Below are 15,884 nucleotides of genomic sequence, written 5' to 3'. Positions count from 1 at the left end.
GAGTCTGTCACGCCCAGTCGAGAAGGACCGTGGCGTTGGTGTATGGCGTGATTCGAGAGCTGTCCATCTGGTCAGCTCATCCAGAATCACAAACGCCCGATCGCGAAGCGACCGGGCGTCATGAGTATCAGGCGATGGCCTGCCAGCCAAAGCCGCTGTCCTGCGCGGAGATGATCAGGCGGCTATCGTCATCCGCAAGCCAGGGGGCCAGTGCCTCCCGGGCCAATGACGGATGATTGTTGCTCTCCGACAGGTGCGAGGCGACCAGCCGCTGCAGGCGCTCCAGCCCCAGATACGGCAGCGCGGCACAGGCCTGGGCGTTGGCCAGATGGCCGAGCCGTCCACCGACCCGCCGCTTGAGGCTGGGCGGATAAGGGCCACTGGCCAGCATCTGCGGGTCGTGGTTGAACTCCAGCACCAGACCATCGCAGTCGGCAAAGCAGCTCAGCACGTGCTCGCTGACGTGACCGAGGTCCGTCAGCACGCCCAGACGCCGCGTGGCCGTCTCGCCACGTCGGCTGAACACGAACTGCACCGGCTCACGTGCATCATGCGGCACGGTCACCGGCAGGATCTCGAGATCCTTGATCGCGAATTCCTGCTGCGGCGTGATCAGATGACGGCTCGGCAACGTGCCCAGCTTCTTCGCGCGGCCGGCAAGCCAGGTGCCCGTGGTCAGATGCACCGGCACACCATGACGGCGCGCCAGCGGCCCGATGCCTCCCAGATGGTCACCATGTTCATGGGTGACCAGCACGGCATCCAGCTGCGAAGGATGCACCCCGAGCCGCGCCAGACGCGCCTCGCTCTCCTTGAGCGTGAAGCCACAGTCCACCAGCACCAGCGCCTCGCGCGTGCGTATCAGCGTGCCGTTGCCCTTGCTGCCACTGCCCAGCGAGGCCATCGACATCACGCCGCTGCGGGCCGGCGCCGAGAACGCAGCCGCCTCATCCGACGCAAGGTCGAATGAGGCGGCAGACGCATCAAGCAGCATGCTCAGCGCAGCGTCGACGCCACGGCGTCGAGTAGCTCGCGGGCCAGTGCAGGCGTGGTCTCTTCACCGTCGGCGCGCTTGGCTGTGACCAGCGTATGATCCTGCTCGCCACGCAGCGTGAGCACCATCGGCAGCGGCTCGCCATCCCCGCCGATCCCCAGCCAGCCACCGTCGCGATCTTCCCGCGGGATGTAGTTGACCATGAATTCGCCACGTGAGCGGTTCTGATCCACCAGCTTCTGGTAGTCGGTGTTGAAGTTCTTCTGCAGCTGGTAGAGCAGCTCGGCCCAGCTGCGCTCGGTATCCAGTGCCAGGTCGATCTGCCAGGTACCGTCACGGCCTTCCAGACGTACCCGGTCGTCACGGCTGAGCGACTGCGCCGCCAGCGAGACACCGCTGTCTGCAGGCGAGGCGGCCAGATAGCCACGCAGCGCGTTCAGGCAGCTGCCGGAGACGTCACCGCCCTGCTGACAACGCACTTCAGAGGCGTCGGCACGCAGGCCCTGATTGACGCTGATCACGCCCTGGCTGGTGGTGATCTCGCCCTTGCCGGCATCGATGCTCTGCACGTCCAGCTGCTGGTCACGCGCGAAGGTCTGCAGGCGCGTCCAGACCGCTGCAGGCGCGGCATTCACCGCCAGCCAGCGGGCATCGCCACTCTGACGCAGGGCGACGAATTCACGCTGTCCCTTCTCGCTGGTCGCCAGCGGCTGCGGACGCGGCGCCTCGAAGTCATCGCTGGCCAGGAAATCGCTGCTGGCCTGTGGCACCGGCATCGAGTCCTGATATTCGGCACGATTGCGTGTCTCGGGCAGCTCGAGCGGCGGCGCGATGCTGGCGTCCGCATACTCGCTGTTGCGGTCATAGTAATAACCATCACTGGAGCAGCCGGCGACCGCGAGAGCCGTCAGCAGGGCCAGTGGCACAAGACGCTGACTCATCAGTTGAGCACCTCGGCCAGTTGCAGCGCTTCATCGACCGTGGAGTGATACTGCTCGGACAGCCAGGTCAGCGGCAGACGCACGCCGGCTTCCGGTGCCAGCGCCATGCGATGCATGGCGTACTTGACCGGAATCGGGTTGGATTCGACGCCCATCGCGGAGTGCAGCGGCATCAGGCGCGTGTTGATCTGGTGAGCACGCTCGGCATCGCCGGCGACGGCGGCGGCGCACATCTCGTGCATCAGGCGCGGTGCGACGTTGGCCGTCACGGAGATGTCACCGTGGCCGCCCATCAGGATGAAGTCGCAGGCCGTGGGGTCATCACCGGAGTAGAGCGCGAAATCGGTGCCCTTGAGGCGGTCGATCAGCTCCTGACCACGCTCCAGATTGCCGGTGGCATCCTTGAGGCCGACGATGTTGTCGAGCTCGGCGAGGCGGAAGACCGTCTCGTTGTAGATATCGGAGCAGGTACGACCCGGCACGTTGTAGAGAATGACCGGAATGCCGGCCTGCTCGGCGACGGCCTTGAAGTGCTGATAGAGCCCTTCCTGGGTCGGCTTGTTGTAGTACGGCGCCACGGAGAGGCAGTAATCCGCACCGACTTCCTTGGCATAACGGGCAAGCTCGACGGCTTCGGAGGTGGCGTTGGCGCCAGTCCCGGCGATGACCGGAATCTTGCCGGCGACCGTCTCGACCACACAGCGGATGACATCGAAGTGCTCCGCGAAGGACATGGTGGTCGGCTCGCCGGTAGTGCCGGCGGCGACGATGGCATCGGTGCCATTTTCGAGGTGGAAGGCGACCAGCTGGCGCAGGGCGTCCCAGTCGATCTCGCCGGTGGCCTTCATCGGGGTCGCCAGTGCGACAATGCTACCTGTGATCATCCCTCGAATTCTCCTCTGGTGCCTGATGCGCCAGGCGTGTCCCTGTGCTGTTGAAACAGCAGATCCCGGGGACAGACATCTGACATAGATTGGTTGACGCAGGACTCTGATTGCGTGGGCACGCCGACACGCGAGTCGCGCCAAGGGTGATGATGTTACAAAGACCATCGAAGCCTGTACAGACGCCATCTGCACCGGTTGTGCAAAGCGATGGATTCCCTCGCCTGTCCACGGGACAGATGCACGCCGGACGGGCCCGATGACGCCGGTCGCCAAGGCGGTGAAACACAAGAGTTCTGCCCCGTCTTTGACAAGTTCGGGCGCCCTGCGTGTAATGCAGGACATACCGCAGACCCGGGCAAGCGCGATGCCCATGACTGCCGGTTTTTTTCCTCATTCCACACTGTCAGCCGCCACATGGCCGTCAGTCATCGCCAGGAGAGCACGATGAGCGTCAGCCTCGGTCAGCCAATTCCCGATTTTACCGCACAAGCCACCAGTGACACCGAAGTCACCCCGGCGAGCCTCAAGGGCAAGCAAGCCGTCATCTATTTCTACCCGAAGGACCACACGCCGGGCTGTACCACCGAAGGCGGTGACTTCCGCGACCACCTCAAGGAATTCGAAGCGGCCAACACCGTGATTCTCGGCGTCTCCCGCGACAGTCTGCGCACCCACGAGAACTTCCGGGCCAAGCAGGGCTACCCGTTCGAGCTGATCAGCGACCCGGACGAGACCCTGTGCAAGATCTTTGACGTCATTCACATGAAGAAATTCATGGGCAAGGAAAGTCTCGGCGTGGTGCGCTCCACCTTCCTGATCGACGCCGACGGCAACCTGGCGCGCGAATGGCGTGGCGTGAAGGTCAAGGGCCATGTCGAGGAAGTGCTGGACGCCGCCCGCGAGCTCGACGCCGGCAAGTGATGCTCGCCGGAAGGCTGCAAGCCCCGAGCGTCAAGGCCTGCCTGTGCGCAAGGGTCCTGCTGGAGGGCCATGGCGGTGAAACGCCGCCACTCACCCATGAAAAAGCCCCGCCGATCGGCGGGGCTTTTTCATGCAGGCGACACGGGACGAGGCCCGGGGCATGCGCTCAGCCCTGCACTTCTTCTTCGGGCAGGCCTGCCTCGGCGCGGGAACGACGCGGCCAGGCGTAGAGCAGCGACTTCATCAGCGTGGCCAGCGGGATGGCGAAGAACACGCCCCAGAAGCCCCAGATCCCGCCGAAGAACAGCACGGCCAGAATGATCGCCACCGGGTGCAGATTGACCGCCTCCGAGAACAGCAACGGCACCAGCACGTTGCCATCCAGTGCCTGGATGATGCCGTAGGCGATCATCACGTACATGAAGGTATCGCCCAGCCCGAAATGGAAACCGGCCACGGCGGCCACCGGCAGGGTCGCCCCCGCCGCCCCGATGTAGGGAATCAGCACCGAGAAACCGACCACGATGGCCAGCAGCGCCGAGTACGGCAATCCGAAGATGACGAAGGTGACGTAGCTGACGCCACCGACGATGACGATCTCGATCACCTTGCCGCGCACGAAGTTGGCGATCTGGTCATCCATCTCGTTCCACACCCGACTCATCAGCAGGCGCTTGCGCGGCAGCAATGCCAGCGTGAACTCCACCAGCCGCTCGCGATCCTTGAGCATGAAGAACACCAGGATCGGCACCAGCACCAGATAGATCACCACGCCCATCAGGTTGCCGAGCGACGCCAGCGACAGGGACACCGCACGTTGCCCGAACTGGGTCAGCTCACGCCCGGCGGCGCCGACCCACTGCTGGACCTGCTCCGGCGTGATCAGGCCGGGGAAGCGCTGCTGCAGCTCGCCCAGCCAGCGCTGTCCCGAGGCGAACATGCCGGGAATCTCTTGGATCAGATTGGCCAGCTGATGCCAGACCAGCGGCAACAGGATCAGCGCACTGGCCAGCATGATGCCCATGAACACCAGCGTCATCAGACTGACGGCGGCCAGACGCGGCAAGCCGAACCGCTCCAGAAAGCTCACGCCGCTCTGCAGCAGGAAGGCGACGATCAAGGCCGTGAAGAATGGCGCCAGCATGCTGCCCAGCCAGATGACGGCCGCGAAGACCAGCACCAGCACCAGAAACAGCACCACCGCCTCCTCATCGGAGAAATAGCGCTCCAACCAGCCACGCAACAGGGTCTTCATGGTCATGAGGGGTCATCCTCCGCGAGCGCCTTGATCACGAAGCGATAATCACCCGCGGCCGTCTCTTCACGCGAGACCAGCGCGTGATCGCTCAGCGCCAGATAGGCGGGGATGTCACCCCAGGCGCCGGCGTCGCTGGCGAGGACCTCGAGTTGCTCGCCGGCACTCATGCCAGCCAGTGCCAGCTTGGTGCGCAGCAGCGGCAACGGACAGTGCAGGCCGCGCGCATCGAGCGTTGTCAGGTGGGTATCGGCCGTGGAATCAGCCGTCGGATTCGCAGTCTCAGCGCCAGGTCGTTCGAATGCCATCTGCCCTTCCGTTCTCGTTATGATGTTCTGCCACACGCATGAAGGGTGCAGCTTGAAAACGCCCCGATTTAAGGGCACCTTGCCTGACAAAGCAACTTTCCGCCCCGCCACTCCCTGAGAGTGAGGGGTCGCCAGGTCAGTCCGGCTCACTTCATGTGTCGTGCGGGCCGACTGTGCCTTGCACCTTATTGAAGAGGATTGCCTGCATGTCGTTGCTGTCCCCCTTGAGCGGTCGCGTTCGTCACGCACGCACCACACGCGTCACCCTATCCAGCCTGCTGCTCAGCCTGACGCTGATGGGTGCCTCCCTGGCCAGCCCCCCCGCCGTGGCGCAGAACGACTATGGACTGCCGGACCTGGGGAGCGCCAGCGGCGGCATTTCCAGCAACGATGAATATCGTATCGGACGCGCCTGGCTGCGCCAGTTCCGCGCCCACGTGCGTGAATGGGATGACCCTATCACGCTGGACTGGATCAATGGCATCGTTCGCAAGCTGGCGCCCTGGAGTGAGCTGGACCGCAATGACTTCATCATCACCCTGGTGGCCAGCAGTCAGCTGAACGCTTTCGCCGTGCCCGGCGGCGTGGTCGGCGTCAATACGGGGCTGTTCGCCTTCGCGCCGGACCGCGACGCCTTCGCCTCCGTGCTCGCCCACGAGCTGGGCCACCTCTCCCAGCATCACTTTGCCCGCAACATGGAACGTCAGGCTGAAACTCGCCTGCCGACACTGGCCGGTTTTCTCGCCGGCATGGTGATCGCGGCCGGCGGTGGCGGCTCGGCCGGTCTCGCGACCATGGCCGGCACCCAGGCGGCGGCGATCTCGGATCAGCTGGCCTACTCACGCCGCTTCGAACAGGAGGCCGACCGTGTCGGCATCGAGGCGCTGGCGCGTGCCGGCTTCGACCCCGAGGCCATGCCCCGCATGTTTCGCGCCATGCAGCGCATGGCCAGCCTGCAGGGCAGCAACGCGCCGGAATTCCTGCTGACGCACCCGGTCACCGAAGCACGTATCGGTGACACCCAGGCGCGTGCCGATGCCCTGGAGACCGCGACCCCTGATCCGCTGGGCACGCTGGCCTACGAGATGATACGCGCCCGCGCCCTGCTGGCGCTCAACCTGAGCCAGCCCTCCCAGGGGCTGGTGACCTTGCGTGAGGATTCAGCCGATCCGGATGCCATCGCCTACTACCAGGCACTGGCGGCCGCCGAGAGTCACGAGATCGACAGCGCCCTCGCGGCGCTGGACCGCCTGCACGACAAGCATCCCGACCTCACCCTGATCAGCGCCAGTGCCATCGAGGTCGCCCGGGATGCACGTCGCTATGACGAGGCCACGCAACGCGCCAGACGCCTGCTGCGCCTGCAGCCGGATTACCTGCCGACACGCCTGGCACTTGCCGAGGTCAGGCTGCAGCAGGACCCCGCCAGCGCACGCCAACAGCTGGAAGACATGCGCCGCGAACATCCCGATGATCCCAAGGTCTGGAATCTGGCGGCCGAGGCCAGTGGCCGCAGCGGGCATCAGGCCGAAGCCTTCCTGTACCGGGCGGAATTCGAGCAGCTCGAGGGACGCATGGACAGTGCCTTCGCCCAGCTGAAACTGGCCGATGAGGCGGCGCGCAAGGCAGACGACTTCGCGCTGGCCAATCGCATCAATGCGCGGCGTGAGGACTTCAAGGACTACCGCAACGCCATCGAAGCGTTCTGATCTCCCCCGCCCCTTCCCGCCGACAATGAAAAACCGCCGCCCCGACTCCTCGGGTGCGGCGGTTTGCGTCGCCTGCCTGCAGCGCCTCTCGTCGATCAGGCGTCGGCGTGATCAGCCACGATTGAACTCCAGCATGCGGGTCAGCGGCTTGAGCGCGCGCTCACGCAGGCTGTCGTCGACGAAGATTTCCTCGCCGTTGGCCTCGGCGGGATCACGGCGCAGCACCGCGGCCAGATTCTCGAGACCATTCATCGCCATCCACGGGCAGTGCGCACAGCTCTTGCAGGTCGCGCCATTGCCGGCGGTCGGCGCCTCGAACAACTGCTTGCCCGGTGCTGCCTGCTGCATCTTGAAGAAGATGCCGCGGTCGGTGGCGACGATCATCTGCTCGTGAGGCAGCTCGACGGCGGCCTTGATCAGCTGGGACGTGGACCCCACCACGTCGGCAAGCTCCACCACCGACTGCGGCGATTCCGGGTGCACCAGCACCGCGGCGTCCGGGTGGACCTTGAGCAGGTCGGTGATGCCCTGGGCGCGGAACTCGTCATGCACGATGCAGGCACCATCCCACAGCAGCATGTCAGCGCCGGTCTGCTTCTGCACATAGGCGCCCAGATGCTTGTCCGGGGCCCAGATCAGCTTCTCGCCCTTCGCGTGTAGGTGCTCGATCACGTCAACGGCGATGGAGGAGGTCACCACCCAGTCGGCACGCGCCTTCACCGCCGCCGAGGTGTTGGCGTAGACGACCACGGTGCGATCGGGATGGGCATCACAGAAGGCGGCGAATTCGTCTTCCGGGCAGCCCAGATCCAGCGAGCAGGTCGCCTCCAGCGTCGGCATCAGCACGCGCTTCTCCGGGGAGAGGATCTTGGAGGTCTCGCCCATGAAGCGAACGCCGGCGACGATCAACGTCGAGGCGTCATGACGGGCGCCGAAGCGCGCCATCTCGAGGGAATCCGCGACACAGCCGCCGGTGTCCTCGGCAAGCTGCTGGATGGCGTCATCGCAATAGTAATGGGCGACCAGCACGGCATCACGCTTGATGAGCAGCTGCTTGATCTCGGCGATCAGCGCGGCATCCCCTGCCGCGGGACGGGTCGGGCAGTACGCACGGGCGAGGTGCTCTCGCACCTGCTCGCGGACGCTATCGTGGGCCTCACGACCCGGCATGGCATTTGTCAGGCTGTTCATGTGTCTCTCACCTAGCCCACAGGGGCTCCCCCTGTGCTGAGTGGGTCAGGGCCCGGCCATGAGCACGAACGGCGCGTGGCGGCCCTCCCTTGCGCTGCAGCTGGGCTCCCCAGACTGCAACTGGTGCCTTGGGCGTCTATCGCCCTTGGCGGTGTCCTGTCGAGCGTCATCCTCTGAAGGACATGAGCCGTGGCTCGCGCACAAGGATACGCCTGCCACGCTCCCCGCTCCAGTCGACCTCACGCCAGGTACCCGGGCGTGAGGTCGAGGCAACGCCGCGGAATCTTTCTGACGCATAACAAAAATTGCCCCGCGCCAATGAAGGCACGGGGCAAGATCTGGTGGGTCGTGAGGGATTCGAACCTTCGACCAATTGGTTAAAAGCCAACTGCTCTACCACTGAGCTAACGACCCAAAACTGGGTGGCGGATGGTGGGTCGTGAGGGATTCGAACCTTCGACCAATTGGTTAAAAGCCAACTGCTCTACCACTGAGCTAACGACCCGCCGCCGGGTGCTTTGCAAGAGACCATTTCGAGAAATGGTGGGTCGTGAGGGATTCGAACCTTCGACCAATTGGTTAAAAGCCAACTGCTCTACCACTGAGCTAACGACCCTTGCGAAGCGGGGCGTAAGATACCGCCATTCCTGAGACGACGCAAGTCTTTTGCAAAAAAACTTCAAGCAAATGACCAGCTTGACCGCTCATGGCGCCCCGAGAGCCCCACGCCATCCACCGTCCAGATGCACGCAAGCCCGCGACAGGCGCGGGCTTGCGAGACTTGCCGACGGCATGTCGAGGCTGACATGCACGTCAGGCCCACGGAAGGCCAGCCGGAGATGGCGAGCGCAAGGCACGCGATCTCCGCAGAGCCTCAGCGCGGCTTGCGTGTGCGCTGCGGTGGCTTCTTCATGGCGCGCACTGGACGACGCTTCTGCTTGTCGCGGCTCCAGCGGTTCTGCTCGTCCGGCGTCAGGGCCGGCGCCTTGCGGTGCTCGAGACCTGCCAGCGTGGACAGTTCATCGATCTCGCTCTGCTCCATCTCCACCCACTCACCGGCGCGAGCGCGCTTGTCGAGGAAGATGTTGCCGTAGCGCACGCGCTTCAGGCGGCTGACGGTCAGCCCCTGGGAGTCCCACAGACGACGAACCTCACGGTTGCGGCCTTCCATGATCACCACGTGGAACCAGCTGTTGATGCCTTCGCCGCCGAATTCCTGCACGTCGGTGAAACGCGCCGGGCCATCTTCCAGCATGACGCCATTGACCATGTTGACGACGTGCTCGCGCTTGACCTCACCCATGACACGCACGGCGTATTCACGCTCGATCTGGGTCGACGGGTGCATCAGACGGTTGGCCAGCTCACCATCGGTGGTGAACAGCAACAGACCGCTGGTGTTGATGTCCAGACGACCGATGGCGATCCAGCGCTCACCTTTCAGGCGCGGCAGACGCTCGAAGACGGTACGACGGCCTTCCGGGTCCTTGCGCGTGCACAGCTCGCCTTCCGGCTTGTTGTACATGATGACGCGGCGCGCACTTTCCTCGGCACCCTTGAGGTTCTGCGGGCGATCATCGAGGCTGACCTGGTCGTTGGGGCCGACGCGGTCTCCCAGCTGGGCGACCTTGCCGTTGACCTTGACGCGGCCAGCGCTGATCGCGACTTCCATCTCACGGCGTGAGCCGAGACCGGAGCGCGCCAGCACCTTCTGCAGCTTCTCGTCGTCGGCCAGCTTGTCGCCCTTGGCCTGCGGCGGCAGCGGACGCAATTCCGGGGCTTCGGCGGCGGCCGGCTTCTTGCCGACATTGGCCTTGCTGCCACGGGTGGACTTGCCCATGTCGCGACGCGGCTGTGCGCCGTCCTTGCTGGCAGCGTGCTTGCCAGCCGCCTTGCTGTCCGTCGCCTTGCCGCCCGCGAAGGCCTTGCCAGTGGTCGACTTGCCGTCGTTCTGGCGTGACGCCTTGCGCTTATCAGTGTCTGTCTTGCTCATGACATGAACCATTTCATCAATAGGAATTTCGCTTACGCAGGGTCGTCATCATCGACGGTCCCGGCAGCGGAGGAGTCATTGGGTGGCGTATCGCCAGCCCCGTCCTCATCTTCTGCACCGCGCAAACGTTGGCTGAGGCGCGCTTCGATCGTGGCGAAGTCGAACCCCGAGCCGGTGGACGCCATCCCGGCGTGATCATGTTCCGCCTGTGAGGCGGAGGGTCCTGCGGTATTCGGTGAATCATCCGCGACATCGAGCGCGCGCGCCTTCAGCGCCTCCTCCAGCTGCTCGGCGGTGATCTCCGGCGGCTGCCAGTCGGCGGGCACCTGAGCCCCCGTCGTCTCTGACGATGTCTCGTCTGAAGACGTCTCGTCCGAGAAAGTCTCGGCTGACGGCGCATCAGCGGCTGCCGTATCAACGGCTGTCGCATCAGCGGCTGCCGCATCAACGGCTGTCGCATCAGGACCTGACGGAGCGGAATCCGGCGCATCATCGGCCGATGCCTCCCCGTCGCCCTCGCCATCCGGGTCTTCCGGCAGCGGCAAGGTCTGTGAGGGCGGCACATCATACAGCTCCGCTTCCAGCTGTTCGAGTCCTTCGAAGCCTTTCAGTTCATGCACCGGCGGCAGCTCTTCCAATGTCTTGAGCCCGAAGTCGTCAAGAAACTGGCGCGTGGTGGCGAAGACCGCCGGCCGCCCCGGCACGTCACGGTGCCCGACCACCCGCACCCAGCCGCGCTCGACCAGGGTACGCATGATGGAAGAGCTGACCGTCACGCCACGCACCTGCTCGATATCACCACGGGTCACCGGTTGACGATAGGCCACCAGCGCCAGCGTCTCCAGCAGAGCGCGAGAATAGCGCTGCGGGCGTTCTTCCCACAGCCGTGACACCCAGGGAGAGAACTGCTGGCGAACACGCAGCCGCCAGCCACTGGCGGTCTCGATCAGCTCCAACGCACTGGCGTCGGCCGGATGGCGCTCTCCCAGCCGGCCCAGTGCCTCACGCAGCGCAGGCTTGGTGGGGCTTGAATATTCATCGAACAATCCCGCCAGACGCTCCAGCGTCAGCGGCTCACCGGCAGCCAGCAGTGCCGCTTCGATGATCTGGTCGAGGGGGGCATCGCGCGAACTCATGACGGCGCGTTCTCCTGCTCGTCGGATGGGGGGAAGGAAGGTGACGTCTGCGCATCCTCGAACGCCGCGTCATCGTACGCTGCGTCATCGAACGCCCCCTGGTCGGCCGCCACCTCGTCTTCGTCGGCGAATTCCAGTGCCAGCCAGTCCTCGTCGTCCTCGCTGTCAGGCTCCGGCGTACGAGCACGCACGTGAATGGGCGACAGCGGCGCATTCTGCACGACCTCGATCAGCGCCTCCTTGGCCAGCTCCAGAATCGCCATGAAGCTGACCACCACGCCGGCACGCCCCTCTTCGAGCGTGAACAGTCTCTCGAAGGGCGTGAAGTGCTCGTGGCTCAGCAGATTCATGATCGCCAGCATGCGCTCACGGGTCGACATCACCTCACGCGAGATGGTGTGCGCCTGGACGAGATCCGCCTGACGCAGGAGACCGGACAGCGCGCCGAGCAGCTCCGAGAGGTCCACTTCAGGGTGGACGACACGCGTCTCCAGCTCCGGCAGCTCCGCCGTGGCGACGAACCAGTCACGCCCCTGGCGTGGCATCTCGTCCAGCCCTTCGGCGGCCAGCTTGGTCTGCTCGTACTCCTGCAGACGCCGGATCAGCTCGGCGCGCGGGTCCTCTTCCTCGTCATCATCACTCTCCTTCGGCTGGCGCGGCAGCAGGCTGCGCGACTTGATCTCCGCCAGCATGGCGGCCATCAGCAGATATTCCCCGGCAAGGTCGATCTGCATGGCGTGCATCAGCTCGACGTACTCGATGTACTGATGCGTGATGGCCGCGACGTTGATGGCGAGGATGTCGAGGTTCTGACGACGGATGAGATACAGCAGCAGATCCAGCGGCCCCTCGAAGGTCTCGAGAAAGACCCGCAGTGCCTCAGGCGGGATGTAGAGATCCTGCGGCATCTCAGTGAGCGGCGTGTCGTTGACGCGCGCCAGCACGGCCGATCCCGCTGCAGGTGCGGTGATCAGCGGAGCGGGCTGATGCCCATCGGTCAGGGAAAAGCTGGCGCCTTCGAGCAGGTCGCTCATGAAGTCTCCTGCAGGAGGCTGAAGTCGGGAGAACCAGGGCGGAGGATGCACCAGGTCGTCGGAGGCACCATCGAGCCGCACGGCGACCGGGGGACGGGCATTCTAGCCGTTCAGGGCCCATCCCCCAAGTCATGATGGTACCGAGAGTCATGATGGTACCGAGAGCATGATGGTACCGAGAGTCACGATGGGATCGAAGGTCATGGTGGCGCGGGGACCTGCCGGATTCGCGAGGCCCTGTACAAGGCCGATCACCGATAGGTGAGGCCGATCACGCGTCGCAGCTCATCCAGAGTATCGCGAACGGTGTCCCGGGCACGCTCGGCACCCTCGGTCATCATGGTACGTACCTTGCCATGCTCGCCTTCCAGCGCCTCGGCGCGATCGCGGATCGGCGTCAGGGTGGCATCGATATGCTCGACCAGACAGCCCTTGCAGTCCAGGCAGCCGATACTGGCCTCACGACAGCCTGCGGCCGCCCACTTGCGGTCCGCTTCGGGAGTGAAGCTTTCATGCAGACTCCACAGCGGGCAACGTTCAGGGTCGCCCGGATCACTGCGCCGCACCCGCGCGGGGTCGGTGGGCATCTCGCGCACGCTGGCATCTATCTCGGCACGCCCACTGCGCAGGAAGATGGCCTCCTCATGCGACGATAGCCGGGTCTTGAGTTCCATGCCCAGCAGCGGCTGGCTGTCCCCCTGCCAGTGTTCCGGCTCACCGAGGATGCGCCGCCCGCCGCCTTCCAGATAGCCGAGCAGGCGCTCCTGCTGATTGCGGTTGAGCTTGCTGGTCTCGGCCAGCAGTCCACGCGCGCGCTCGAAGGCCTCAAGATCACCCTCTTCCTGATAGTCACTCAGCCATTCGCGATACAGGCGACCACTCTTCTTGCCGAGTCGCGCGATGGCCCGCTCCGCCTGCTCCTCGAAGCCGGCGTCGCGTCCGTAACGATGGTTGAAGCGCCTCGCCACCTCGCGGGTGAACTCGATGTGCGCGCGCTGTTCCGGTCCGGCGGGCACGACCTCGCCCCGCAGCGCCAGGATGTCGGCCGCCTGCATCAGAGGGGCACCCAGCATCGCGAAACTGGCCCCCTGCTGCTCACCGAGTCCCGCCACCATCTCACGATAGCTGGGCAGACGCTCCAGCCATGCCTTGGGCGTCACGCTGGACAGGATCATGTGCACGTCGGTCAGCTCCGGCACCCAGGACTGGATGAACAGGGTGGCGACCTTGGGGTTGATCCCACAGGCAAGGCAATCGATGACCATGGCCCAGCTGTACTGCTCGATTTCATGGGGCGCATGCCCACTGACCGCCAGCGCGTTCCAGTCGGCGATCAGAAAATAGGCATCGTGGTGGTACTGCAGCTCGGTCCAGCGTCGGATCACGGCATGATAGTGTCCGAGCGTCAGGTGTCCGCTGGGGCGTAAGCCGGACACCAGCCTGGCCGAGGTATCGGTGGCACTCACCTTGTGAGTTCTCCCTGAAACGTATGAAGCGGCCAGTCTACCAATCCCGGCCCCCGATCAGCATCCCCGTGACGTCGTGTCTCGTACGGGGGGCGTCATGCTCTGCGTCACGCAGACGACTCACCCCGCCGCGATGCCGGTGCGATAGCGCCCGGCGTAATCGAACAGCTTGTCACGAATCTGCCAGTAGCGGCCGCTCTTGCGCCCGATGACGAAGTCAGGGGCCTTGAGGCGCTCCTCACCGGCCAATACCTCGGCGATGTCCTTCGGCGCCCAGTCACTGCCCGGCGCCCGCAGGTGCCGGGCGAGAAAACTCAGGCGAAAGGCATGGCGCTGAGCGGACGTCTCGAGCGCGAACCACTCTGACAGATCGGTGCCATCCTCGTCGTAATAGGTCACTTTCAGACGCGGCAGTCCCCGCCCGTTGCGCGTCTCCTCCAGCTGCCAGCCGCTGACGCGCAGCACCCGTGCATCACGCAGCTTGAGCGCATCGCGCAGCTTGTCATCAGGGTCCACCAGCCGCGCCTGACAGGCGTGACAATGGCGCGCGGCGATGTCATTGGCCTCGCCACACTGCGGACAGGCCTTGGCGCGATAGCGGAAATCACACTGCACCAGCGGCTTGCCCTCGCCGTCGGGCGACTCCACCAGCCCCTGACAGCGCCGCCCGAAGTGCTCCACCACCAGCTCCCCATCCTTGCGCCCCCAGAACAGGTTGGCATTGCCGCACACGGGACACTCGACCTGCACGATCTCGGTATCCCCTGCTGGTTTGGGTGTGGCGACTTCCGGCGCGTAGAGATCCCAGGGATTGCCGGCGTAATCGAGAATCAGGCAGTCCGTCTTGCCGGGACTCAGGCGCAGCCCACGCCCGACGATCTGCTGATAGAGACTGACGGACTCGGTGGGCCGCAGGATGGCGATCAGGTCCACGTGCGGGGCATCGAAGCCGGTGGTGAGCACCGCCACGTTGACCAGATACTTGAGCTGCTGCGCCTTGAAGGCATGGATCAGGCGCTCGCGCTCATCGCCGGGCGTCTCACCGGTGATCAACGCCGCCTCACCCTCGGGCAGGAGCCCCGTGACCTCCTCGGCATGCTCGACGGTGGAACAGAACACCATCACCCCACGTCGCTCGCGTGCCTGGGCGACGATATCCAACACGATGCCTGGCGTCGCGCGTGAGCCCTGCACCACCTCGTTGAGCTCGGCTTCCTGGAAGCTGCCGCCGATCCCCGGTGCCAGCTGCGAGAAGTCATAGCGCGCCACGGCGACATCGACACGCCGCGGCTCGCTCAGAAAGCCCTGGCGCACCATCAGGCGCAACGGTTGCTCGAACACGCAGTCACGGAAGAAGCAGTCGTCATCACCGCGCACCATGCCGTGATAATGACGATGGAAGATGAAGCCCTGCCCGAGGCGATACGGCGTCGCCGTCAGTCCCAGCACCTTGAGGCGTGGATTTTGCTCACGTAGATGATGGATGACCTTGCGATAGCTGGCGTCCTTCTCCAGCGAGACCCGGTGACACTCGTCGATCACCAGCAGCGTGAACGCACCTGTCTGCTCACCCAGCGTGAAGGCCGCGAGATTGCGCACCACCGACTGCACCGAGCCGAACACCACCTGACGCGCGGCCTGCTTGCGCTTGAGGCCGGCACTGAAGATGTCGGCCTCCTTGCCATAGGATTCGTACTTGGCGTGATTCTGCTCGACCAGCTCGCGCACATGCGCCAGCACCAGCACGCGCCCGCGCGCGATACGCGCAAGCTCCGCGATCACCAGTGACTTGCCGCTACCGGTGGGCAGCACGACCACCGCCGCCTCGTCACTCTTGCGGAAATGCTCCACGGTGCGCCGGACGGCTTCCTGCTGATAGGGACGTAGCTCAAACATGCCGGCCGTTCCCTGCAAGGACACGTGGGCCAGCCATGGGCAGCGGCATGATCAGAAAGAGTGGTGCAGACATGAGAGCTCGCCGGGTCACGGAAAAGGGGCACAGGTTGAGGGGCAATGGCCGCCCATGAGGGGTGAGGCAGCCATCCACCT

13 protein-coding genes and 3 tRNA genes are annotated in these 15,884 nt (G+C 64.8%); 2 read left to right on the top strand and 14 right to left on the bottom strand.

From position 1 onward, the window contains the following. Window positions 1-127: 127 nt before the first annotated feature. Genes OW493_RS13425 through dapA form a run of 3 tightly spaced genes read right to left on the bottom strand, consistent with a single transcriptional unit; the run spans window position 128 to window position 2,819 of the window. A complete protein-coding gene (locus OW493_RS13425; protein WP_308457352.1) occupies window positions 128-994 on the bottom strand; it encodes an MBL fold metallo-hydrolase in 867 nt (288 codons plus the stop codon). A gap of 2 nt (window positions 995-996) precedes the next feature. Beyond that, window positions 997-1,935 carry a hypothetical protein gene (locus OW493_RS13420; RefSeq protein ID WP_077380166.1) on the bottom strand — a complete coding sequence of 313 codons (939 nt, stop codon included), beginning with the start codon at window positions 1,933-1,935 and terminating at the stop codon, window positions 997-999. Next, a complete protein-coding gene (dapA, locus tag OW493_RS13415) occupies window positions 1,935-2,819 on the bottom strand; it encodes a 4-hydroxy-tetrahydrodipicolinate synthase (protein ID WP_077380168.1) in 885 nt (294 codons plus the stop codon). Before dapA ends, OW493_RS13420 begins: the two co-directional genes overlap by 1 nt. 447 nt (window positions 2,820-3,266) lie before the next feature. Between dapA and OW493_RS13410 the strand changes: the two genes are divergently transcribed. Then, entirely contained in the window at window positions 3,267-3,743 is a 477-nt protein-coding gene (locus OW493_RS13410) for a peroxiredoxin (RefSeq protein ID WP_077380170.1), read from the top strand. 166 nt (window positions 3,744-3,909) lie between these two features. Here the strand turns inward: OW493_RS13410 and OW493_RS13405 are convergent, their stop codons facing one another. Both OW493_RS13405 and OW493_RS13400 read right to left on the bottom strand, forming a co-directional pair. Next, window positions 3,910-5,004: an AI-2E family transporter gene (locus OW493_RS13405; protein WP_084207883.1), complete on the bottom strand. Its 1,095-nt coding sequence runs from the start codon at window positions 5,002-5,004 to the stop codon at window positions 3,910-3,912. Next, window positions 5,001-5,306 (bottom strand): sulfurtransferase TusA family protein, encoded by a 306-nt coding sequence (locus OW493_RS13400; protein ID WP_289864401.1) that lies wholly within the window; start codon window positions 5,304-5,306, stop codon window positions 5,001-5,003. The genes OW493_RS13405 and OW493_RS13400 overlap by 4 nt, the downstream gene beginning before the upstream one ends. A gap of 206 nt (window positions 5,307-5,512) precedes the next feature. Between OW493_RS13400 and OW493_RS13395 the strand changes: the two genes are divergently transcribed. Beyond that, window positions 5,513-7,015 carry a M48 family metalloprotease gene (locus tag OW493_RS13395; protein ID WP_289864400.1) on the top strand — a complete coding sequence of 501 codons (1,503 nt, stop codon included), beginning with the start codon at window positions 5,513-5,515 and terminating at the stop codon, window positions 7,013-7,015. A 111-nt stretch (window positions 7,016-7,126) separates the two neighbouring features. Here OW493_RS13395 and nadA read toward each other — a convergent pair whose 3' ends face one another. The 9 genes from nadA to OW493_RS13350 all read right to left on the bottom strand — a co-directional run bounded on the left by nadA (window position 7,127) and on the right by OW493_RS13350 (window position 15,731). Beyond that, window positions 7,127-8,185: a quinolinate synthase NadA gene (nadA, locus tag OW493_RS13390; RefSeq protein ID WP_084209590.1), complete on the bottom strand. Its 1,059-nt coding sequence runs from the start codon at window positions 8,183-8,185 to the stop codon at window positions 7,127-7,129. Window positions 8,186-8,545: 360 nt separating this feature from the next. Continuing rightward, window positions 8,546-8,620: transfer RNA gene (locus tag OW493_RS13385), tRNA-Lys, on the bottom strand. 16 nt (window positions 8,621-8,636) lie between these two features. Then, window positions 8,637-8,711: transfer RNA gene (locus OW493_RS13380), tRNA-Lys, on the bottom strand. Window positions 8,712-8,747: 36 nt separating this feature from the next. Then, window positions 8,748-8,822 (bottom strand) — tRNA-Lys (locus OW493_RS13375). A gap of 258 nt (window positions 8,823-9,080) precedes the next feature. Next, window positions 9,081-9,941 (bottom strand): 23S rRNA pseudouridine(2605) synthase RluB, encoded by an 861-nt coding sequence (gene rluB / locus OW493_RS13370; RefSeq protein WP_240499734.1) that lies wholly within the window; start codon window positions 9,939-9,941, stop codon window positions 9,081-9,083. Window positions 9,942-10,231: 290 nt separating this feature from the next. Then, window positions 10,232-11,335: an SMC-Scp complex subunit ScpB gene (scpB, locus tag OW493_RS13365; RefSeq protein WP_289864399.1), complete on the bottom strand. Its 1,104-nt coding sequence runs from the start codon at window positions 11,333-11,335 to the stop codon at window positions 10,232-10,234. Continuing rightward, on the bottom strand, window positions 11,332-12,369 hold the full coding sequence (locus OW493_RS13360) for a ScpA family protein (protein ID WP_289864398.1): 1,038 nt from the start codon (window positions 12,367-12,369) through the stop codon (window positions 11,332-11,334). Before OW493_RS13360 ends, scpB begins: the two co-directional genes overlap by 4 nt. 251 nt (window positions 12,370-12,620) lie before the next feature. After that, entirely contained in the window at window positions 12,621-13,835 is a 1,215-nt protein-coding gene (locus OW493_RS13355) for a tryptophan--tRNA ligase (protein WP_169477286.1), read from the bottom strand. Window positions 13,836-13,955: 120 nt separating this feature from the next. Continuing rightward, window positions 13,956-15,731, bottom strand: coding sequence for a DEAD/DEAH box helicase (locus OW493_RS13350; RefSeq protein ID WP_289864397.1), 1,776 nt, complete (start codon window positions 15,729-15,731; stop codon window positions 13,956-13,958). Window positions 15,732-15,884 lie beyond the last annotated feature (153 nt).

This window comes from Cobetia sp. 14N.309.X.WAT.E.A4, from assembly GCF_030397495.1.
In the GTDB taxonomy this organism is placed as follows: Bacteria; Pseudomonadota; Gammaproteobacteria; order Pseudomonadales; family Halomonadaceae; genus Cobetia; species Cobetia marina.
This window is presented reverse-complemented; position numbering and strand designations above follow the sequence as displayed.

Excerpts from the sequence above, each read along its gene's own strand:
- OW493_RS13425 (WP_308457352.1), bottom strand. The coding sequence starts at position 994 with ATGCTGCTTGATGCGTCTGCCGCCTCATTCGACCTTGCGTCGGATGAG.
- OW493_RS13420 (WP_077380166.1), bottom strand. The coding sequence starts at position 1,935 with ATGAGTCAGCGTCTTGTGCCACTGGCCCTGCTGACGGCTCTCGCGGTC.
- dapA (WP_077380168.1), bottom strand. The coding sequence starts at position 2,819 with ATGATCACAGGTAGCATTGTCGCACTGGCGACCCCGATGAAGGCCACC.
- OW493_RS13410 (WP_077380170.1), top strand. The coding sequence starts at position 3,267 with ATGAGCGTCAGCCTCGGTCAGCCAATTCCCGATTTTACCGCACAAGCC.
- OW493_RS13405 (WP_084207883.1), bottom strand. The coding sequence starts at position 5,004 with ATGACCATGAAGACCCTGTTGCGTGGCTGGTTGGAGCGCTATTTCTCC.
- OW493_RS13400 (WP_289864401.1), bottom strand. The coding sequence starts at position 5,306 with ATGGCATTCGAACGACCTGGCGCTGAGACTGCGAATCCGACGGCTGAT.
- OW493_RS13395 (WP_289864400.1), top strand. The coding sequence starts at position 5,513 with ATGTCGTTGCTGTCCCCCTTGAGCGGTCGCGTTCGTCACGCACGCACC.
- nadA (WP_084209590.1), bottom strand. The coding sequence starts at position 8,185 with ATGCCGGGTCGTGAGGCCCACGATAGCGTCCGCGAGCAGGTGCGAGAG.
- scpB (WP_289864399.1), bottom strand. The coding sequence starts at position 11,335 with ATGAGTTCGCGCGATGCCCCCCTCGACCAGATCATCGAAGCGGCACTG.
- OW493_RS13360 (WP_289864398.1), bottom strand. The coding sequence starts at position 12,369 with ATGAGCGACCTGCTCGAAGGCGCCAGCTTTTCCCTGACCGATGGGCAT.
- OW493_RS13350 (WP_289864397.1), bottom strand. The coding sequence starts at position 15,731 with ATGTTTGAGCTACGTCCCTATCAGCAGGAAGCCGTCCGGCGCACCGTG.